General features: G+C 46.4%; 14 protein-coding genes. All 14 read left to right on the top strand.

Annotated features, from left to right (window positions below; all coding sequences use genetic code 11):
- The first annotated feature begins 12 nt into the window (after nucleotides 1–12).
- Entirely contained in the window at nucleotides 13–2,067 is a 2,055-nt protein-coding gene (locus DVH26_RS36600) for a DUF5693 family protein (protein WP_239630493.1), read from the top strand.
- Nucleotides 2,040–3,179 carry a polysaccharide pyruvyl transferase CsaB gene (gene csaB / locus DVH26_RS36595; RefSeq protein WP_239630492.1) on the top strand — a complete coding sequence of 380 codons (1,140 nt, stop codon included), beginning with the start codon at nucleotides 2,040–2,042 and terminating at the stop codon, nucleotides 3,177–3,179. The genes DVH26_RS36600 and csaB overlap by 28 nt, the downstream gene beginning before the upstream one ends.
- A gap of 411 nt (nucleotides 3,180–3,590) precedes the next feature.
- Nucleotides 3,591–4,700: an MraY family glycosyltransferase gene (locus tag DVH26_RS36590; RefSeq protein WP_239630491.1), complete on the top strand. Its 1,110-nt coding sequence runs from the start codon at nucleotides 3,591–3,593 to the stop codon at nucleotides 4,698–4,700.
- 269 nt (nucleotides 4,701–4,969) lie between these two features.
- Nucleotides 4,970–8,875, top strand: a complete 3,906-nt coding sequence (locus DVH26_RS36585) for an S-layer homology domain-containing protein (RefSeq protein ID WP_239635609.1) — start codon at nucleotides 4,970–4,972, stop codon at nucleotides 8,873–8,875.
- 480 nt (nucleotides 8,876–9,355) lie between these two features.
- Nucleotides 9,356–12,577 carry an S-layer homology domain-containing protein gene (locus tag DVH26_RS36580; RefSeq protein WP_239630490.1) on the top strand — a complete coding sequence of 1,074 codons (3,222 nt, stop codon included), beginning with the start codon at nucleotides 9,356–9,358 and terminating at the stop codon, nucleotides 12,575–12,577.
- A 96-nt stretch (nucleotides 12,578–12,673) separates the two neighbouring features.
- On the top strand, nucleotides 12,674–13,267 hold the full coding sequence (locus DVH26_RS36575; protein WP_239630489.1) for a hypothetical protein: 594 nt from the start codon (nucleotides 12,674–12,676) through the stop codon (nucleotides 13,265–13,267).
- 87 nt (nucleotides 13,268–13,354) lie between these two features.
- Nucleotides 13,355–13,627, top strand: coding sequence for an alpha/beta-type small acid-soluble spore protein (locus tag DVH26_RS36570; RefSeq protein WP_239630488.1), 273 nt, complete (start codon nucleotides 13,355–13,357; stop codon nucleotides 13,625–13,627).
- A 203-nt stretch (nucleotides 13,628–13,830) separates the two neighbouring features.
- Nucleotides 13,831–15,036, top strand: a complete 1,206-nt coding sequence (gene metK / locus DVH26_RS36565) for a methionine adenosyltransferase (RefSeq protein ID WP_239630487.1) — start codon at nucleotides 13,831–13,833, stop codon at nucleotides 15,034–15,036.
- Between the two features lie 193 nt (nucleotides 15,037–15,229).
- On the top strand, nucleotides 15,230–17,845 hold the full coding sequence (locus DVH26_RS36560) for a stalk domain-containing protein (RefSeq protein WP_239630486.1): 2,616 nt from the start codon (nucleotides 15,230–15,232) through the stop codon (nucleotides 17,843–17,845).
- A 121-nt stretch (nucleotides 17,846–17,966) separates the two neighbouring features.
- Entirely contained in the window at nucleotides 17,967–19,121 is a 1,155-nt protein-coding gene (locus DVH26_RS36555) for a sensor histidine kinase (RefSeq protein ID WP_239630485.1), read from the top strand.
- Nucleotides 19,122–19,125: 4 nt separating this feature from the next.
- Nucleotides 19,126–19,851 (top strand): response regulator, encoded by a 726-nt coding sequence (locus DVH26_RS36550; RefSeq protein WP_239630484.1) that lies wholly within the window; start codon nucleotides 19,126–19,128, stop codon nucleotides 19,849–19,851.
- Between the two features lie 56 nt (nucleotides 19,852–19,907).
- Nucleotides 19,908–20,306, top strand: coding sequence for a glycosyltransferase family 2 protein (locus DVH26_RS36545; RefSeq protein ID WP_239630483.1), 399 nt, complete (start codon nucleotides 19,908–19,910; stop codon nucleotides 20,304–20,306).
- 21 nt (nucleotides 20,307–20,327) lie between these two features.
- Nucleotides 20,328–22,217: an ATP-dependent helicase ComFA gene (locus DVH26_RS36540; RefSeq protein WP_239630482.1), complete on the top strand. Its 1,890-nt coding sequence runs from the start codon at nucleotides 20,328–20,330 to the stop codon at nucleotides 22,215–22,217.
- A 161-nt stretch (nucleotides 22,218–22,378) separates the two neighbouring features.
- Entirely contained in the window at nucleotides 22,379–22,993 is a 615-nt protein-coding gene (locus DVH26_RS36535) for a ComF family protein (RefSeq protein WP_239630481.1), read from the top strand.
- Nucleotides 22,994–23,052 lie beyond the last annotated feature (59 nt).

Raw genomic sequence — 23,052 nt, 5'->3', positions numbered from 1 at the left:
GGAGTGAACGTGTTGACTGGGCGCTACTTGCAATGGAACAAACGAAGCATAAAGTGGTTATGGTGGCTGGTTATCTTAGGGATGCTGGCCTCCCTTCCTATAGCCTATGAAAGAAATGAAACGGAACAGCAAACGGCGCGCAAAGTGGAGTTTGTCTTTGATTACCGCGACCTTCTGGAAATTTCCGATACGCAAACCGATCCGCGGCAGTTTGTCACCAACCAGGTGAAAGAGATGAAAAAAGCGGGTATTCAATCTATGGCGATCTATGAATCGACGTTGAATGAGCTCAGGCTTGCCCGCCGGATCGAGGTATTTTCGTCCCATGAAGCGACGGCGCTGACTCAAAGCCCGATTTCGCCGAATGAGAACTTCACCTATGTCCTGTTTGCCGAAAAGGATTCGCAGGAGAAGCTGCAGCCGTTAATTGTCCAAACGTTCTCCAGCTTGAATGTAAAGACAAGACCGTGGAATTTCAAAAATCAAAACGGCTTGATTATTGAGATGGGCTTGGAGGAAGCAAACCTTAAGCCGATGGATCCGGATCCTATTACGCTGCAAATGCTGAAGGATCAAGGGTTCCAGATCGTAATGAGAATGTCCAACCGCAGACCTTTCAATGAGGAGCGAATGGATACGCTGCTTGGACAGCTTCAAAAGTACGGGGTCAAAAGGTTCATCGTAGACGGGGAAACCGTTCCCGGCTATGTGAGCGATTCTGACTTTGAAAACATCGAAAAGATGTCCGAGCTGATGAAAAAGCACCATATGGGCCTCGCGAACATCGAACTGCAAAAAACGCAGCAAAAAGGCTTTAACAAGCTTGCGAAGCTGCTCGATTACAATGTCGTTCGTCTGCACTCATTTACGGAAAAGGACGGCGAGAAGCTGACGGAGAACTTGACAGAGCAGGAATTGAACGACCGGATCCAGGGTGTGGCCGATCGCTTTGTCCTTGCGGTCAAAGACCGGAATATCCGTATGGTCTTCTTGAATGCGAAGGCTGTGAAAAACCTGGACAAGGGCCTGATTCTGAATCCGTTGGAATCTCTGCGTAAAAGCTTGGTGGGGCCTGACGGCGCGCTTAACAGAATTCAGGACGCCGGCTATACACTAGGTATTGCAGAGCGCTTCTTCCCGTTCCATTCCGGATGGCAGAAGATCGCCAAAGGCTTGCTGTTTATCGGCGCCATCGCGTTAATCACGTTGACGATATCGTATTTTATCCCGGAGATTGCGCTGCTTGTCTTCATTGTCGGCTTGATCGGAGGGGCAGGTCTTTATGTGCTGAACGCGAATTTGTTCGCTCAAGCATTGGCTCTGGGAGCGGGTACTTGCGCCCCGACGCTGGCAATCCTCTTCGCAATCCGAACAGCGCGAAACCGACATGGAGCCCAAGGCTCCAAGCTGCTATTCGCTATTTGGCTGCTGATTAAGACGTCGGCTATATCGGTAATCGGTATTTGCTTCATCGTCGGGCTGCTGAACAGCATTATTTATCAGCTTGTGATCGATCAATTCCGTGGCGTAAGCGTGCTTCACCTGCTGCCGATTGTATTGGTTGCTCTTTACTGGCTGCTATTTAATGATGATCTCACCCATCGCGAGAAACTACAAAAGGGGAAAAAACTGCTGACTTCCTACATCAGTGTTTTGTGGGTTATCGGAGCAGCTGTCTTAGTAGCCGGGGCGATGTACTATTTGTCGAGAACCGGTAACGAAGGACAAGCCTCCGCTTTCGAACGTTTGTTCCGTTCGTTCCTTGAAAATACGCTGGGTGTTCGTCCAAGAACGAAGGAGTTTTTGATCGCGCATCCGTTGTTCCTGCTTGGTGCTTACTTGTGCGTGAAATATCGCAGTGCTCTGCTGCTCATCTTGGTCGGCGTTGTGGGACAAGCCTCTATTGTGGATACGTTCGCCCATTTGCATACGCCGCTGATGATTTCTTCGATTCGTATCGTATACGGGCTGGCGTTCGGCATCCCGATTGGAATCGGCTTGATTGTCGTATGGGAGATCGTAGTAAGGAGTTGGCGTCGTTGGACACCGTTATTACTAAAAGAATAGTCTTATCCGGATATTACGGCTTCGACAATAGCGGTGACGAAGCGGTGTTACAATCCATTCTACTGGCATTGGAGGAGCAGGGAAAGGCTAGCGGTATTCGTTTCGTACCGGTGGTCCTCTCCATCCAGCCTGAGAAAACAAGCCGAACCTACGGCGTCGAATCCGCTCATCGTATGAGACTTGGCGAAGTGATACGAGCCATAAGAGGAGCCGACGGCTTGATCAGCGGCGGCGGCAGTCTTCTGCAGGATGCTACCAGCGCCAAGACGATCCCTTACTATCTCGCTATACTCAAAATAGCACAGTGGCTTGGAAAGCCGACCTTTGTTTACTCGCAGGGCATTGGTCCTGTCCATAAAAAAATGTTCTTCGGTTGGATCCGCTCCACGTTCGATAAGAGCCAATACATTTCGGTTCGGGATCAAGAGTCCAAACAGCTGCTGCAGCGAATGAAGGTTGTCAAAGAGATTGCGGTTGTCCCTGATCCGGTCATGGGAATGCCTATGGGTTCATATGATGTACAAAGAGTGGCAGCGGCAGGTGTTGATTCTGAAGTAAAACCAGTTATCGGCGTCTCCATCCGATATTGGAATCAGGATCGTTCGGAGCTGAAAGCGCTGGCCGAAGCGTTGAAAACGGTTCTTGATAACAGCGAGGCCGTTATCCGCTTTCTTCCGTTCCATCTGCCTTCGGACGCAGCTGCTTCCGCTGAAGTTCGGGATCACTTAGGGGAAGCCTACCGTTCCAGAATCACTATGGCTGACAATGTGGTTCATCCGCAGCACATGCTGGCGGAAGTAAGTCAATGTGCGGTGCTCATCGGCATGCGTCTGCATTCGCTTATTTATGCGGCATCCCAGGCGGTTCCAATGCTCGGGATCTCATATGATCCGAAAATCGACCAGTTTCTGAACCGGCTGAGGATGACCTCGGTTGCTTCAACGGAAGTGTTTCAAGCGAAAACAGTGGCAAACGAAACTTTGCGCCTGTTAAAAGAGCGGGACTCGTGGCGGGATGAGAAGCGGGAGCTGATTCATCAGCTGAAGAACGAAGCCCAGCTTCCGGCGAAGGCTATAGCGTCGTTTTACCTCAAAGCGGAAGATTCCAGATAACATCGTAGCTTTTTGCTCGGGGCATCCCCTGAAATCATGGTGGCTGCTGCGAATCGTTATAACGAACGGACGAATGTGTTTCTTCCATTAATATATAGTTAGATTAGTCGTCGGATGAAGCATGATTGAAGAGAGAATATTCCGCTGCTTCATTCGGACATCCTATAAATAAGTCGAGCGATTCGGAGCACCTATGATGTAGGGAAACTTACCCAATCTGGCGCTGGAGCATGAAATACGCAGTGAAGCGATTCGCGAACAAGAAAACGTACAGAAACCTTGAAAATTACTATGAAAACAACCGATTTATCGCCTATTTTCCTGAAAATTAGTGTGGTGTTACGGTCTCAAACGGAGTATAATCTGTAGTGTTTGGGGTTTTTATAGATAAAAGGGGCTGTGAAAACAAATATGAATGTTTTATACGGAATTGGTTTTGCTGTAGCGTGCTTGATTGCCCTTCTGATGACGCCTCTCGTCAAAAAGTTTGCTTTTTGGGTAGGCGCGGTGGATGCACCCAATCATCGGAAAGTACATAGCCGCATCATGCCAAGGCTAGGCGGACTTGCCATTTTTGTTGGATTTGTCGGCGCGTACTTCGTTATTTCGCCGGTTATCGATTCACTGAATGGGGACGTTGCGTTAGGGCTGCTTGTAGGCGGTGCTATCATTGTACTGGTTGGCGCATTGGACGACCGATTCGATTTATCACCAAAAGTGAAATTGCTGGGCCAAATTTTAGCTGCTTGTGTCGTTGTTTATTCCGGGGTTGTCATTGACCTGGTCAATGTACCTTTTGGAGATACGACGCTGTCATTAACTTGGCTGGCTGTTCCGCTTACAATCTTCTGGATTGTCGGAGTGACGAATGCTATTAACTTGATTGACGGTCTTGACGGGCTATCGGCAGGCGTTTCGGGAATTGCTACAACAACGATTCTTGTATTGGCATTAATGATGGGGAATATAACGGTTGTTTTGCTGAGCGTTATTTTGCTTGGCAGTATCATCGGCTTTTTATTTTATAACTTTCATCCCGCCAAAATCTTCATGGGAGATTCGGGCGCATTGTTTCTTGGGTTCAGCTTGGCCACGTTATCCATTCTTGGATTCAAACAAGCTACGGTGTTATCTTTGTTAGTTCCTATTATGATTCTAGGTGTTCCATTGTCCGATACGTTCTTCGCGATTTTGCGGCGCTGGGTTAATAATCTGCCCATCTCCAAACCGGACAAGAGTCACTTGCACCACTGCCTGCTGCAGCTGGGCTTCAGCCATCGGGTTACCGTTTTGATCATTTATGGCGTTGCCTCCATTTTTGGTTTATCTGCCGTGCTTCTCTCCTACATGTCGGAGCAGGAGCTCATTTGGGGCGTTGTACTGCTCATTATTATCCTCATTGCGGTGCTTGTAGTTGGAGCGGAAGCGATAGGAATTATTAGTCAAACCAAGAAGCCGGTGTTCCAGTTTATCAATAAAGTCAGAGTCATGCTGAATGCCAGATCCAGAATGATGAAGTAACGGATATATCCTTAAAAGAATGATAATCCCAGACCTTAATTGGTTTGGGATTTTTTGTTTTGCGGAATTTCAGGATTCGACTAAATTTTTCATGCTTTTTGACCGATAAATTAGGTACAACTAACTTTGGAAAGCTACGGCACTACATATTTGGTAGCAAAACAGCGGTAAGGGGGAATTTGTACTCGGAGGGTCCATACGACAGCTTTCAACAAATAGAAGTGGAAAAAGTAGAAGTATGACATAAGGAGGAACCAACTTTGAAACGAATGACTACCAAATGGACGAGTCTGTCCATAGTCTTGGCGTTATTTCTCAGTCTTATGGCGCCATTGACGGCTTTTGCGGAAGTAACCTTAAGTGTATCCAACTTGCAGTATCGCAATAATCCGAATCCGCCTCCAGGAAATGATCCTGCGAATCCGAATCCTCCTGTAGATCAGTTCACGACGAACCCGATTACCGTAGTTGCTGATGTCAGCGGATTGAATGACGACGAGATTCCTAATATTTATTTTGAAGTAACGAATATGAATACAGGTAAATCGGTCGTAGATAAAACAAGTAAACCACTCAAAACGGCGGACAATCAAATTACATTCAGCAACGTTACGCTGACAGAAGGTCTCAACAAGATCGTCCTGAGATACGATGGACTTGTGAATACGGCTTCGGCGCCAAGCTGGGCTTACTATATCCCTGTCTCTTCAATTAATAATTTGCTTATTAACGGCGATCCTATTACGGATGGACAGATGTTTCCTAAGAAGCCTCCTTACTCCGGCGCTACGATTACAGGGGAAGCAGGCAACGCGACCAGCATCGAAGCTTATGTAAACGGCGGTACGACAGCGTATCATCCTGCGAATTTTACTCGCGGAACCTTTACTTATATCAGCAATACGAACCGGGTCAACGACATCAAGTTTGTGCCTGGCGATAACGACATCAATTTTGTGTCGAGAAACAGCACGAATATTTACAACTTGAACAAATCTTTTATTTACGATGACGGCAAAGCATTCGCTTACAACGCCTTTATTGATCAAAAGAACGCTACGACGACTCCAACGGCACCAACGCAGAAGATGACTCCGAGCTTGCGCCCTAATTTGGAACAAAGCTCGTCTAACAACAACAATGTCGCTTTCTCAGCTTCACTGAAAACGAACCTGACCGGATCTGTTACGGACTACGTCTATGCGGACATTGAGATGGTAGGTACAGGCGGCACCTATATCCTTCATTATACTTTTGGAGATAGAAAGCTGTCCCTCATTGATTCGAACGGCAATCCCGTGAGTCCGGCGGGGGCATTGAACAACGGATTAACTCCGTATTTGAGCCCTGCAATTGGAGTGGCCAATACGAATGTGGTGAAGGATGCTTCGGGTCTGTACGAGGTCCATAATATTCAGGTTGATTTGCCGGTCAATACAGGACGAAGATTCCAGCAGATTGATGTAGAATTCACTCACAAAAATTTGATCGATACGACGAAGTCGAGCTTTTACTTCAGTTACGTCGATAAAGATGCGCCTTATGTAGATAAAGTAGAGCGAATTGTTGTACCTGGCGGCACGAACAATCCTCTGTTGTTTGAAACAAGTAAAAACCAGATCAATGAGTTTCCGGCTACATTAAAAGTGTATGCGGATAAAACGACCAAAGTATTGGTTAAGATCAATGGAAGTCCTTATAATGACGGCTCCCATTCTGGCGGAGTTTACGCTCTGACTGTGGATACTGCAACTGGTAAAGGAAATGTTGACGTTTTACTGCAAGGTCTTCGCGACGGCAATACGACTTTGGAGGTTATTCCGTACGATAACAGTGCGACACCTCAGTTAGTTACTGCAGGAGGCAAGTCGTACGATCTGCAAATTTCAGCTGCGCCTTATATCATCGTTGATAATATCTTTAACGGCATGGTAGTGAAAAATGTAAGTGAGCTTACATGTACAGCAGCTGCCGGTGTTTGCATTTCGGGTAGAACTGTTAACCTTGGTAATGGGGTATTGAAGGTTTCCATTAATAACAAAGATGTTGATGCTGCGGACATTAAAACGAATGCAGCTGTACCAGGCGGCTTTACAATTGCCCTGGATTCAACTAAATCGGAATACTATTTCGGAAAAGACGACGGAAGAAAAACGGTTCATTTTGAGCTTATCGTCAACGGCCAAAAGGTTACCGAACAAAGCTACGATATTTTTGTATTCAGTCAATTTTTGCCTGCTATTGTGAGTTTTGCACCGGATTACGATCCGAAGGATGTGCGGTTCTCCAAAGATACGAAGCCGGATACGTACTACACAACATCCAATGATATGAAAATTAGCGGTTCCGCAACCAATGCAAGCTCTTTGAAGGTTACTTATTTGAAGCCAGGCAGTACAACGCCGATCAATGTTTCCATTTCACCGAATGCTGCCGGAGCGGCTGCAACGCCATTCCGCAACACTTCTCCGGACGATACGATCAAGCTGACCGAATTTGGCGCTTATGTATTTACAGTTGAAGCGAAAAATGTTAGCGGTGCTGTAGTAAGCAAATCATTTACGATTACACGCCAGCCGACGCCTTATCAAATCTTGGAGCCGGCGCTCATCAAGAATGAAGAAGGAAAAGATCAGGCTAATATCAATAAGAACTTCCAAAAAATAACTATGCTTGCTGAGAACGCAGACAGTGTCATTTTCGGCAAAGAAGAAGCTGTGAAAGAAACGGATCCGACGAAACCGGGTATTTACTATTATGAAGCGCGTAATTTGAAACCAGGAAAGAACGAAATCAAGTTTACGATCAACCGTTCTTCCGGCAAATTAAATGGCAGCATCATATTGTATAATGTAGACACACCGATTGAAGGGAATCAATACAAAGCCGAACTGGCCTCCAAAATGAAAGTATTTAATGGAGACATTGAGCTAGGCTTCCCAAAAGATACGAAGCTGATGCGCAACGACAGAAAAGCGGAGAAGCAATACATTTCCGCAGACCGCAAAATTTTGTTCGGTATTGCCAGCAACGACGATGGCCGAGTAGATAAAGAAGTTGAGGACCGCGGAGGCAAAAACTTTTTGATCGAAATGTCGGGCCGCTTTAAGCCGGCCAGCAAACGATTCTGGATTGACGGCGGAACGATTGAGGAGATTAGAGCTCCAAAAGAAGACGAGAAGCTGAAGGATGCTTTAGAGGGAAGCGGACGCTTGCCGAACGAGTCTTCCGAATTCGGTTCTTCCAACGATACGTTCTACAACCGTTATTTAAACGATCTCGTTGTTCCGACCAAGCGCGGTACATTGACGTTAAAATATGACGCCAACATTCGTGATGACGCATGGAAGTATGTCACGGTGTTCCATTTCAATACGTTTGCCGATAACAACGGTGAAGCTAACAAAGCCAGAGCAGAGTGGAGAAATATCGGTGGCGTTGTGGATTTAAGCAAAAACACGATTACCGTACCGTTTGATTCATTTGGTTATTATCAGGTTATGTATATGGATGACAGCTTTAATGATGTCACAGGTCATTCTTGGGCGCGCGACTATCTGGATACTCTTTACTCCAAGGGTATGATGAAGAACAAAGATTCCAGCCCGGAACGATTTTTGCCGGATGAGTCGATTACTCGCGGGGAATTCGTAACGATGCTCGTCAAAATCTTCAATATTCCTTTGGAAAATGAAGATACGAATATTATTGACGAGAGCGACCCTAACTATGACGGTACATTTAAAGATGTCCAAAGAGGCGATCTATATGGTTCCGATGGGTTGTACGACTTTAAACATATTGAGGCGGCTGCGAGAGCCGGTATCGTTAGAGGCGGAAGTGACGGCTATTTCGGTCATAAAGACTCTATAACTCGTCAAGATGCTGCCGTCATGATTGCAAGAGCTGCCGATCTGAAGATGACCACCGATGATAAAAAAGTGCTGGCGTCGCTTCAAAAGGCATTTACCGATGGCGGAAGCATTGAATACTATGCAAGGCCTGCCGTTGAAGCGGCAACCCGTGAAGGCTTTATCGAAGGGATGCCGAACGTGCTGCTGGAAGGCCAAAAGAAGCAGACGCTTCGATTCGCGCCGAAGGACTATTTCTCTCGTGCAGAAGCCGCTGCAGTAGCTATTCGCATATTGAAGCAGCAAAAGAAAATCCCTAAATAACTTCCTGAATAACATCATCATTGGAGCCCGTCAATGCAGCTTGTTGACGGGCATTTTCATAAGGTATCGGTTGGAAAATAATACGTGATGACGAAGGTGATATATCGTTGTATACTAAGTTTCGTAAGCGAGCGAGTATACTGAAATGATATACGAAATGCAGTACTAACCGCTTGAAAGTAATGAGAAAAAACTTTAAAAAAGTTTTTTCAAAGAGCGCAACTTTTTAAACAACGTTGCGTTTAATACAATGAAACACAAAACAACACGGAAATGATCGCTTAAAAGAGCAAGTATTGTTGGATATTTTTCACAAAATACCCTCTTTACCTTACTAGTTTTGCAGTGTATAATGTATAAGGGTATGCGAGTCCCTATGTTCTTATTTTTATTGTTTACTAGTTTCTGCAATATTATACGTTGCAGACCTTTATAATAATTTTAAATTCGCTCAACTCTGGGAAGGGGGTGAATCGGCTAATGAGGGAAACGAGCTATAAATTATCTAAACAAAACTCTCAACAACCGAAAGATATTCGAGGAGGAGAAAAAAAGGTTATGAAGAAAAGTTTATCTACAATCCTGTCCCTAGCTATGGCATTCTCTATGTTTTCTTCCGTAGCTCTGGGTGCAGAAGCTGCTAAAACTTCCGCTGATTTCAGCGACTTGAAAGATCTGGACGCAGCTACTAAAGCTAAGTTCGACGATATGATCTCTGCTGGTATTTTTGATGGTGTTAGCGAAGGCACATTCGGTTTGAAAGACAAAATGAACCGCGCTCAATTTGCTAAAGTTGCGGCTCTGGTTTTCAAATTGAAAGTTGATACTTCCCTGAAAACATCTTCTTTCGCAGACGTTAAAGCTGACGATCCAGCTAACGGTTATGCTCTTCCTTACATCGAAGCAGTTAAAGCTGCTGGCATCACTGATGGATATGCAGAAGGTCAATACAACCCATCTGGCGAAGTGACTAAAGAGCAATTGGCTACTTTCTTGCTTCGTGGTTTGGGCTTGGATAAAGACGCACAAGCTACTCCAGGCGTTACTGACAAAACAGTTTCCGACTGGGCTAAAGGTTATGTAGCTCTTGCAATCCAAAAGAAATTGTTGACTAGCGGTACTGACGGTACTTTCGGTGGTACTTCCGCAGCAACTCGCGACTTGCTGGTTCTTTCTTCTTACGAAGCTAAGCAACAATACAAGCCAAACTTCAATGGCAAGTATGCAATCGCGTCCTTCAAAGCAACTGACGCTAACATCTTGTCTCTTGAGTTGAACGGAGCTCTTTCCGAAGAAGCTGCTAAAAACTTGAAGCTTGAAGTTAAGAAAGACGGCGCAGTTATCACTTCCGGATTCACTACGAAGTGGAGCGACGACAAAACTAAAGCAACTTTGACTTTCGACGCTAAGTTCGTTGACAGCAAATATGAAATCACTTTGGGCGGCTTGGACAACATTGACCAAACAGCTAAAACTGCTTCTGTTACAACTAGCCCAGAGAAAATCACTAAAATCGACTTCTTGACTGCTTCCGACACAATTCCTTTGGGTTGGGACCGCGACGAGAAGCTGCAAGATATCCGCATTGACTTCAAAGCTACTAACCAATACGGTGCAAAAGCTAGCTTGAATGCAAGTGCATTTGATATCAAAACCAACGATGGATCTATCACTCCAATCGCTGGCGAGCAAGCGTTCCGTTTGACTCAAGAGAAAGATGTTGATACTAACGACCGTATCTCCATCACAATCATCCATAAAGAAACTGGCGTTCAAGCTAACAAGCTGTTCACAGTTGGTATGGAATCCGTTGTTGCTAAAGTAGAAGTTGGTGATCTTGTTGACTCCACTGGCAAGAAAATCGACGCTATCGATGGTAAAGACGGATACGGCTACCTTGACGTTAAAGCTTGGGACCAATACGGTTTCCGCGTTGAGAAAGCAGTTATCTTGAATGATTCCGTTAACGTTGTAACAACTGATCGTGACCTTGAAACAGGTGTTAGAGGCAATGACGATCCGTTCGTATCCGACGTTATCGGCGACGATGCTGACGATCTGAGAATCTGGTCCGACACTGATGAAGATAAAGACGTAACAGTTCAAATCTTCGCTAACGGTTCCGGTCAATCCGTATCCAAGCAAGTTAAAATCAGAGCTTCCAAAGAGCCTGCTTCCGTAGAGTTCGGTTCTTACAACTACCAGCTTGCTAAAGGCGACGACTATACTAAGTTGGGTGAAGAAGAATTCAGAAAACAACTGTACGTACCTGTTATCATCAAAGATGCTAACGGCGACGTATTGGATGCAGACGATGTAGTAACTGCTTACTACGATAAGAAGAAGTTTACTGTTGACTCTTCCAACGGTATCACTTTGAGAGAAAATGCGATCCAAAAAACGGGTCCTTACAAAGGATACATCGCAATTAAATCCGTTGACAAAACGGGTGCTCAAGACATCGACATCGAATTGGAAGATAAGCCAGTAACAAAAACATGGACTACTTATGTTGGCGACGTTCGTACAATTGAGTCCGTGAAGTTCTCCACTACTCCTAAGAAATACCAAACTCCTGGTATCACAGGCAACGTGGACAACGAATTGAAATTGAAATTCTATGACCAATACGGTCAAACAATCAAATACGAAAACTCTGAAGATGATGATTACTATGTAAACCTCAACTACAGAGCAACTGAAGGTACCGCTGTAGATCAAACTTACCTGCAAGGTAAAATCGGCGACACAACTGAAACGTTGAAAGTAACATCTGTTGGCGAATCTGTTTACAAAAACAACGTTCCAGTTCCAAACCTGTTTGACACATCTTTGAAATTCTACACTACAACAGCTGCACAAGCTTCTACGTTCGAATTCAAGGCTGAATTGTTCAAAAAAGGTAAGAAAGATAGTGAGTACAAATCTATCTCCAAAGAGTCTAACACTCTGGAAGTTCTTAACCCTAACAGTGCTTCCAACAACTTCACTTACGAAGTTTATGCTGACAAATCTTTGAACAATACGCTTCTTGCAGCAGGCGATTTCTTCGACCTTGGCGGATCCACTGCTACTCAAGCAACGTATGTAAAAGATAACTTCCCTAAACTTGCAAAAGAGTTGAAAGTAAGAGTTAAGAAAAACGGTGAAGAAGTGAAAACTGGTTCTTCCATCGTATCGATTAGCTCCGCTAACAACAACATTGCAACTGCATATGACAACAAATTCGTTGCAGGTATCAACCCAGGTACTACGAAGTTGACTGTCTTGTATGCGAACGAAAAAGGCGAGCGCAAAACGGCTCCTGCTCTTGAAGTAACTACGAAGGCTGATGCTCCGACAGTTACAAGCTTGGTGTCCAAGAAGACTGAGAAGTCTCTTACTGCATCTGAGTTTGACACATTGTTCGTAAGCGGAAGCTCCTACATGTGGGATGCTAAACTCGGCGAGAAGTTGACTTTGAAAGATAACTACGGCGGTGAAGTTGTATCCGAGAATACTGCTAAATCCGAAACTGTTAAACATGCTTCTGTTTACGGCTTGACAACTTACATCACTGATGTAGTTGGTGGTACATTGTCCGATGTAGTCGTAGCTGAAGATGGTAAAGTTTCTGTGAAAGCTGGTTCCGGTGTTACTTCCTTCGTAATCAACGTAATGGCTGGTAACGGAACAACTGCAACATTCACAGTTTCCAAGTAATAAGCTTCAAAAGAGAGGACCCTTCGGGGTCTTCTTTTTTTTGTATATCCAAGCTATACTTACAGTACATACTAAGCTGATGACAAGAGGTGAAGCATGAACAAGACACATACAAAAGTTTTAGTCAGTACTTTGCTCTTATGGGCAGCTACCATTGTTGGCGCGAACGCAGACGGCAATAACTCCACCATCCAGCCGGGGTCAGTCGATGATCCGGTTATTACGAAAAGCTATTTTGATCAGAACATTAAGCAGAAAGTGATGGACGAGCTTGCCAAGCAATCGATGACGGAAGAGAAAATTAAACAAATCATAAGTGCCGAGCTTGGCAAAGGTACATCTGGCACAACGAATCCTGATGTACCTACCCCATCGCCAGCCTCTGGAAGTTCCGAGTTAACCGTCGTGGAGCTCAAGCAGGGACAATTGCTCTATGGCGGTGCTGGTGCTGAAATCATTGTTCGAACCGGTAAGGTAACTGTAATAAGTACAGATGATAATGGTGTTGCCGATGTAACGTCCGGTAAAGATTTGGCTGCTGGTGCAGCAGTTGAAAACAACCATTTGCTTATTGTTCCTAGAGAAGGGCGTGGTGTTAAGCCTGACCCTAAAAACAAGCAAGACATTTTTGTTATGGTGCGTGGAAGCTATGTCCTAACCAATGCAGATGGTTCTAAAGTGACACCATAAATTTTACCCATACTGTCAACAGTTTATACGTTTGCTGATCGTGCAGAGAGACATACTACAGTTACATCACTTTTGGAGGTGGACTTCATGGCAAAAGCCAAAAAGGTTGTACCTGAAAGTAAGCAAGCGTTGGATGCATTGAAGTATGAGATTGCTGCAGAGCTTGGTTTACCAGTTGGAAAGTCGATGTCGAACGCAAGCGCCAATGTCGAATTTGCTACAGAATTAGGCGCAATTCCTCAATATTCGATGAAGGAAGACTACTGGGGCCATATTGCATCCCGCGATGCAGGAGCCGTTGGCGGAGCTATTACAAGCAGGTTAATACGTAAAGCTGAGGAAATGATGTTTAATTTGTAGTCCAAGAATGATGCAGCTTCTATTAATTAAAAAATATGTTATTTTTGTGGGAACTCATGCAATATTATTGACAGTACTCGACAAATCCAGTAACATAACTTAAAGAAGGTCATGTTTAAAGAAACCTTTTCCACTAGGAAAAGGTTGATTTTTTTGTATGTATACTTTTTATTTAAGAATACTACTTATAGGAGGTCGATAGTATGTCCATTCCACGCGGTCGACGCTTATTTACATCCGAGTCCGTTACAGAAGGGCATCCGGATAAAATCTGCGATCAGATTTCCGATGCAGTGTTAGACGCATTTCTTGCTAATGATCCCAATGCACGTGTAGCGTGCGAAGTTTCTGTAGCTACAGGTTTGGTATTGGTGATCGGAGAAATTACAAGCCAATCCGAATATGTAGACATTCAATCGATTGCTCGCCAAGCGATCCAGGATATTGGCTATACTCGTGCGAAGTATGGCTTTGATTCCAAAACTTGCGCGGTGCTCGTTTCCTTGAACGAACAATCCCCAGACATTGCACAAGGCGTTAACAAAGCGCTAGAAGCACGTGAAGGTCAAATGACGGACGAGCAGATCGAAGCTATTGGTGCGGGTGACCAAGGGATGATGTTCGGTTTTGCGGTTAATGAAACGCCAGAACTGATGCCACTTCCAATCTCTATCTCTCACCAATTGTCCCGTCGTTTGTCTGAAGTTCGTAAGAACGGTACATTGCCATATCTTCGTCCGGACGGCAAAACGCAAGTAACGGTTGAGTATGAAGGTGATACACCAGTACGCGTTGATACAATCGTTGTATCGACTCAGCACGGTGAAGAAGTAACTTTGGAGCAAATCCAAGCGGATATCAAAGAGCACGTTATTAAGCCTATCGTGCCTGAGAAGTTCCTTGATGCAAACACTAAGTATTTCATAAACCCGACAGGTCGTTTCGTTATCGGCGGACCTCAAGGTGACGCTGGTCTGACTGGCCGTAAAATCATCGTTGACACCTATGGCGGCTACGCACGTCATGGCGGCGGTGCGTTCTCCGGTAAGGATCCGACAAAAGTTGACCGCTCCGGCGCTTACGCGGCTCGTTACGTAGCTAAAAACGTCGTTGCTGCAGGCCTTGCAGACAAATGCGAAGTTCAGCTTGCATACGCAATCGGTGTAGCACAACCGGTTTCGATCGCAGTTGACACATTCGGCACAGGGAAAGTGTCTGAAGAGAAATTGGTTGAAGTGATCCGCCAGCATTTCGATCTTCGTCCTGCGGGCATTATCAAGCAATTGGATCTTCGCCGACCTATCTACAAACAAACGGCTGCATACGGTCATTTCGGCCGTACAGACGTGGATCTGCCTTGGGAGCGTACGGACAAAGCCGAGCTTCTTAAGCGCGATGCATTAGTATAATTTCATCTGCTTCAGATACCAAAGCCTGGTTCTTTTATGAGAACCGGGCTTTTTTGTTTGTCTGTCGCGAAATGTTCAAATATAGCGAATTTAAGGTGGATTTTATCTTATTTTAATCTAGCAAAACGTAACTTTTTCCATAGTAATAGAGTCTAAGATTAAGGAGAGTGGGAAATAGAAGGGAGAACGCAACGTGAGTAAGCATAAGTTATGGATTCGTATGTCTTCAATAGTCTTATCGGCTGTGATAAGCATGTCGCCTCTTTTATCTACAACACAAGTGTACGCTGCGACGGAACCGACAGTAACGTTAGTAGGCCAAGATATATTAACGACGGGCGCAGTTCTCAAAAAATATGTTTGGAAATCGACACGAAGCAATAAAGAGTATATGACGAATGGTAATGTCATCGAGGTCGATTTGACCAATCCCTATGTGAAGTTGGATGTCATGACAGGCACGAACAACCAGCTGACCAAAGAGCAGAGCATATTGGGAATGGCTACAGAAACCAAGGCGGTAGCCGGGGTCAACGGGGATTTTTATAATACGAAGGCGGAAGGGGTTCCGATGGGACCGGAAATATCCAACGGACAGCTGGTGGCAACGCCTCCTTATTTGCCTGGTTTTTATTCCTTCGCGTTGACCAAGGACAATGTGCCGATAGTAGATTTGTTTACGTTTCAAGGTTCCATAAAGGCAAAAGACGGGGCGAAATTCGCTCTCGGCGGTATCAATAAAACGTATTACTGGTTTGAGCCGGGCGGCGAGCACAGCCATATTGACGCCATGTTCATGTACACTAATGCATGGGGACAGGTGGACCGTTCCAATGATGGTGTTACCGTGCCGACAGAAGTCCTGGTCCAAAAAGGAATTATAACAAAAATCGCTGATAATGCGATCATCGATATGATTGCTCCTCAAGACGGATACATACTTAGAGCTTCCGGGAAAGCGGCGGACTTTGTTCGTGAGCATATGAAGGTCGGAGATCCGTTGGTAGCGGATTATGAGATTCTTCCTCAAGATCCAAGCAAAAAGTATGATGCGAAAAATTTCAAAATGATGATCGGCGGCCATACCATCATGGTAGATGGGGGGCAAGCTACCGAGTTTTCAAGAACCGTGGACGATCTGTGCTGCTACCGTTCCCGAACAGCCATTGGGTACTCGCAAGACATGAAAAAGGCTTATCTCATTACAGTGGATAATAGCGGAGAAAGCAAAGGCTTGAGCATGACAGAGCTGCAGCAGTTTATGATCAAAGTCGGCGTATGGAAAGGGATGAACCTGGACGGCGGCGGATCGACCCAGATGGTTGCCCGGCCGTTAGGGGAATTTAACCCCGTATTGGTCAATAAGACGGAGACAGGCGTTCAGCGAAAAGTCGTTAACGGAGTCGGTGTTTATTCTACCGCACCTAAAGGCGATGTCAGCGCATTGTTTATCCAAGCGCCTGAATTTTTATTTTTGAACGAACAAGTGCCATTGAAGTTTAAAGGCTATGATATTTTTTACAATCCGGTTGTATCCGATAATGTAGTAGCACAATGGAGCTCCGATAATCAAGCGGGCACGTTTAATGAGAATGTATTTACACCAACCAAAGTAGGAACAGCAAAAGTAACGGCTAAATCGGGCAATGGAACGCAATCCGCTGAAATTCCGGTCGTAGGACGGGATCAGCTGGCGGGGCTCCGAATTAGCGGAAGCGACATCGCTTTGTCCGAAGGCTCCTCTTACAAGCTTCCTGTCATTGCGACGACAAAATCCGGGAAATCCAGAGAGGTGCCGGCTGAGCTGATCCAATGGGAAGTGCTCGGCATGAAAGGCGAAGTTAAAAACGGCGTTCTGAACGTCGAAAGTCTCGCTGGTGCAACCCAGGTTCAGCTTATCGCCCGTTATGACGGCTACAGCACGATGCTGACTCTTGCTATTGGTAAGGACAAGGTGTGGTACGATCTGGACACCAATGCGGTGATGACGCTCTCCAGACCGCTTCCGGAAGGCGTAACGACTTCGGTCTATATTCGGGAAGAAAACAAGAACAAATATTTGGAGTTGGCGTATGACTTCACCAAAGGCGAAGGGACCAAATGGGCCTATGCCGATATGGACACGGGCATCCAGATTGAAGGCCAGCCGCAGCTTTTGAAATTGAAAGTCAATGGTGATGAGAGCCTCAATGCTCTGAAAACGGAAATTAAAGATAACAGCGGTAAGATTTATTATGTAGAGCTCACCCCGAACATTAACTGGAAAGGGTGGAAGCAGCTTTCCGTTGATTTGTCGGCATATGACTTGAAGTATCCGATTACCGTAAAGAGTGTCTATGTAGTCAACGACAAAATGGGTCAAGACGAGCGGGCTGCCGTTGGCAAAGTCGGCCTCGACGATATTACGTTTAGTTACAAAGGCCAGATTACAACTCCATCGAACAACTCGGTGAAACTGACCGTGAATAAGACGGCGGTTACAGTGAACAGCAAAAATATGACCTTGGAGCAAGCTCCGGTCATAATTAGCGGGAATACGTTGCTCCCTATCCGTTTCGTAACGGATGCACTGGGCGGCACTGTCCGATGGGACGATAATGAGCGTAAGGTGACGGTGATTCGAGGCGATAAAATGATCGATCTTTGGATCGACAATCCCGATCTGATTGTGAATGGAAAACGGATTACGGCGGAGGTCGCGCCAAGGATTATGAAAGATGTGACGATGGTACCGCTTCGGATTTTATCCGAGAATCTCGGCTGGAAAGTAACATGGGATGAGAAAACGCAGCAAATTACTCTGCAATAATTAGTTCCATGCTCCTCTTACAAACGTCGATAAATATGGTACTATATTGCTAGGAGCCTGTCCGACACTCGGGGTCGAACAGGCTTCTCCATATGGAATCGTTAATGAAGGGGCCTGGCATATGCAAGTGGACGCATTGGACCGCATTATTAAAAATGCGATTGACGTCATGGAGAGCAGCAAATATCAGATATTTGAAATTTGCGAGAATGTCCGGTCAGAGCGGAACGCACTTAATAACGAACTGGAGCAAGTTATCGACGAAACGACGAAAACGATCGATATGGTCGATCATATTGAAATGGAATATAGGCGGGCTCGCATCCGTTTGACCGAGGTAAGCCGTGATTTTAAACGATTCAAGGAAGAGGACATACGGACCGCTTACGAATTCGCCACGCAGATGCAAACTCAGCTCGCTACCTACAGGGAGAAGGAGCTGTACCTGAAGGCGAGACGGGACGATCTGCAAAAAAGGATTAAAAATGTCGATAAACAACTGGAGAGAGCGGAATCGGTCGTCTCGCAAGTGAATGTAGTTCTTGAGTACCTGTCGGGAGATTTGAACCAGGTAACCCGGTTGCTGGAATCCGCCAAAAATCGACAGCTGCTTGGTTTGAAGATTATTTTGGCCCAGGAAGAGGAACGCAAACGGATTGCCCGGGAAATACACGACGGCTTGGCACAAACGATGGCAAACGTCGTGCTGCGAACGGAAATCGCCGAACGGATGCTTACCAAGCAAGCCTATACTTCTGTTAAAGAAGAGCTGGTGGACCTGAAAGGACAGGTTCGAGGCGGGATTGAGGAAGTCCGCAAAATCATATTTAACCTCCGGCCAATGGCCTTGGACGATCTCGGTCTGATTCCGGCCGTCAGGAAGTTCGTACAGGATTTTGAGGAAAAATCGAGAATCCGCACGCAGTTCGATTTTACGGGGAAAGACTCCCGTCTTCCGTCGGGGATGGAAGTCGCGATTTATCGCCTTGTTCAAGAAGCTTTCTCCAACGTAGCGAAGCATGCGCAAGCTTCTCATGTTACACTAGAGGTAACCTATCAGCAGCAAATGGTCAAAATCGTCGTGACCGATAACGGAATCGGGTTTGCTGTTGAAAGTATCGATAAAAAGATTGAGAAAGGAAGTCATTACGGTTTAATAGGCATGCGTGAGCGTGTTGAGCTGCTCGAGGGCAGAATGGAGCTTCAATCGGCTAAAGGGGCCGGCACGAAGGTATCGATGTTGATTCCAATTAAACTAGACTCGAAGGAGGAGTAAGATAATGGACATCATGGGAAATACGAAGCGCAATATAAAGCTCGTGCTTGCAGACGACCACCAGCTGTTTCGCGAAGGGGTCAAACGCATTTTAAATATGGAGAACGATCTTGAGGTTGTAGGCGAGTGCGGTGACGGAATTCAGGTCATCGAGTTGTGTAATTCGTTATCACCGGATATCGTATTAATGGATATTAACATGCCGGTCGAGAACGGCGTGGTTGCTACCGAGAAGCTGAAGGATATTTTTCCTGATATAAAGGTAATCATTCTGTCGATTCATGATGACGAAAGCTATGTATTCGAGACGCTGCGTAAAGGCGCTTCCGGCTATTTGCTCAAAGATATGGAGGCGGAGTCGCTGATTAATGCAATTCGCTCTGTCGTTGCAGGACATGCCTACATACATCCTAAGGTAACGGGTAAGCTGATCAATCAGCTGCGCAGAATGACTTATTTGGATGAGGTCGGAGTAGCCGGCAACGGAGCGGTAGCGAAAGAGGCGGGAGTGAAATACGTCCATTCCGACAACAGTCCTTTGACGCGCAGAGAAGCCGAGGTGCTTCGTCTAATGGCCGAAGGAAAGAGCAACAAGATGATCGGCGAGTTTTTGTATATTAGTGAGAAAACAGTGAAAAACCACGTCAGCAGCATTCTCCAAAAAATGGAGGTTGACGATCGGACGCAAGCCGTCATTATTGCTATTAAAAACGGCTGGGTCACACTCTAAAACAGGAACCAACCAACTCATTGCGGCATATACTGGTCTTAAGGGAGGGAGCCGCGATGATGTTAGGGTTACTGTGGATTTTTGGCAGCTATGCTGCAAGTATTGCCTTGGTGCATTGGTGTTATCGGCGGCACCGGAAAAGTGACCGGAAGATAACGCATCTATTGCTTATTACACATAATAATCAAATGCAAGTGGAATGGTACATTCGTTCGCTCCTGTTTTTCTCGCGGCTCAAAGGTAGAGACGTCCATGTAACTATCGCCGACGAAGGCTCAACGGATGATACGCTAGCTATAGCCGAACGTTTCCGAAAGGAAAATAATCTGGATATTTGTATCTTTGAAGGACCTGAATCTATGGATGAATGGATCCGACAATATGAAGATAAGCAGGTTATTGTTGTTCGGCTTGGCGCCCAAGATGGTTTGGTAACCGCTTACAAAACGATGTAATTATGAACTAGCAGGTGATTAATGAAATCCATCCTATATGTAGTTCTCGATAATCACTCTATGAAGTGGAACCTATCAATAGATATAGTGGCTGATATGGACTATTGGTTCGGTCAGCGTTCGGAGTCTATCAAGATCCGGATGCTGGAGCCGGCCATTTCTTTTGGACAAGCTGTCGTATTGCGGGATAAGCTTAATGCGCTTGATTGGACGGGTAAAGGCGCTACAGGACCGGGTGTTTTTCTTAAGACTGTGAGAGAACAAGCATCGCAGCTCGAGCTGCCTTTACCGGCGGATGGGCTGCAGATGGTAGACTGTACGCGGAAGCAATGGGAGGCTTATTTGCAAAGTCATGGTGACCCTATGCCTATTCTAGCGGATGAGCTCGAGCGGATGGTCCATTGGATGCAAGGACGGAGCTTGCTGTTGGATGAAGTGAAGCAGCTGATGGAGCATTATGGGCTCACGGATGCGTTGGCACGTCCATTGGCTTATTTGCAGACAGCGTATTTGTACGGCATGCTGCAATTGGATCAAGGGATTGAGATGATAAGGGAGCGCAAGTTTCCCTGGATTCATCAGGTAAGAAGCTTCCGTTGCCGCCGATGCGGGAGCGGGCTGAAGCACATGGTGCTAACCGAATGCATGTATTGCGGTACGGAGTGTCCGTATTGTGAGGAATGCTTGACCATGGGGCGGTCCCGGTATTGCTCAGTATCCATTCAACCGGCAAAAGGCAACCTTATGGTTAGACCGAACACCTCAGCCATAGCGGATACCGGGCCAAAGCTCGAGCCTTACTTGAGTCCGTGGGGGCTAAGCGAGATTCAAGCGGAAGCGTCGGGACAAGCATTGTTATTTTTGAAAGGGAATGAATTACAATCGGGGCATATGCATCCAGATAGACCGGCGAAGTTTCTCATCTGGGCGGTAACTGGAGCGGGGAAGACGGAGATGATTTTTCCCATGATCCAGTATACGGTTGCGCGCGGCGGAAGAGTAGTTGTCGCCACTCCGCGGAAGGATGTTGTGCTGGAGTTGAAGCCCCGGCTGGAAAAAGCGTTCCACCCCACGCCGGTTGTCACGTTATATGGCGGCAGTGATCAGCGGTGGGATATGGCTCCTATTACTATTGCTACAACGCATCAGCTGCTGCGGTTCGATCAATCGTTCGATCTGGTGATCATAGATGAGCTGGACGCGTTCCCCTACCACAATAATCCCGTACTGCAGTATGCTGCAGAAAAAGTGTGCAAGGTGAACGGAGCGACGATTCTGCTGTCCGCGACACCTCCGCGTGAGCTGCAAAAGGCAGCCGCTAGCGGCCGATTGCCGCATGTGAAAGTAACGGCACGCTACCATCGCCACCCTTTGCCTGTTCCCGTGCTGGTTCCTGCACCGCCCGTTCGTCAACAGCTGCAGAAGATGACTCTCGCACCCAAGCTGAAACAGATCGTGGCTCATTCGATACATAGAGGCGCACAGCTGTTCGTTTTTGTTCCAAAGATCCATATGGTGGAGCCGTTGGTCGGATTGCTGCGCAATACGTTTCCGCAAGTCGTTACGGAAGGCACTTCTTCCAAGGATGAGCAGCGAGGTCAAAAGGTTGTCGATTTTCGCAGCAAGCAAACCCGCATTTTGGTAACGACAACGATCCTTGAGAGGGGCGTCACGATTCCGAAGTCCGACGTGCTGATTGTAGATGCGGACGAGCCTATTTTTGATTCGGCAGCATTGGTGCAGATGGCGGGCAGAGCAGGGCGTTCTGCGGAAGACCCGGCAGGGCATGTATATTTCGCTTCCAAAGAGAGGACTCGTGCTCAGTTAGAGGCCGTACGTCAAATAAAAGGAATGAACACACTAGCCAGGAAGAAGGGATATTTACGGGGAAAAGGAGTGGGTGAAGCTTGAGCGGAGGAAGCCGATTCCGACAAGGTTGGCAACGGCTAGTACGAATAACGGAGGGGCTGCTCTCAGCCAGTAAGTCCGCTTGCACGGCATGCGGCGGCCGGTATAGCAAGCATCGAGAGCTTCCATTGTGTGACGCTTGCTTGGAGGCAGTTCCATGGATCTTGCAGGTTCGCTGCGAGCGGTGCGGCAGGCCCGACCATTGTACGGACTGTTTACGTCGTCGGGACACATTTTTTGTCCAAAACCGCAGCGCGGTAGCCTACAGCCCGTTAATGAAGGAATGGCTGGCATTATTCAAATATCGCGGTCACGAGAAGCTTCGCCAGCTCATTGGGACGATGCTGCTGCACGCCTATCATTTGCATAGATCCGGAGCGGAAGACATGAACGAACAGCCGACTTTTAGGGAGCTGATCACGTACGTGCCTCTTAGCAGAGAAAGGCAGCTGGAGCGGGGCTTTAATCAGGCACAGCAGCTGGCTGAAGAGCTGGGCAAGAGAGCTGGCATCCCCGTCATACCCTTACTGGAGCGGACAAGGCACACCGACAAACAAAGCTTTAAGACGCGTGGAGACCGGCTGGAAGATTTGCAGGGGGTTTTTGCGCTGATTCCAGCATCGGCGATTGCCTTAAAGCAGCTGGCGGCCTACTCGCCGATCAAGCTGTACATGATTGATGATGTTTACACAACGGGCAGTACACTGAACGAATGCGCCAAAACGGTGCGCCGAGAGCTTGAAGGCATACATGTGTATGGAATTAGCTGGGCTAGGTAATCCGATTTGTCGAAATATGTTAAAAAATATGGTGTACAATCTCATGGGTGTTACAGTAC

The sequence above is a fragment of the Paenibacillus sp. H1-7 genome (assembly GCF_022354825.1).
GTDB lineage: Bacteria > Bacillota > Bacilli > Paenibacillales > NBRC-103111 > Paenibacillus_S.
Note: the sequence above shows the minus strand (reverse complement) of the source record. Positions and strands in the feature narration are given on the sequence as shown.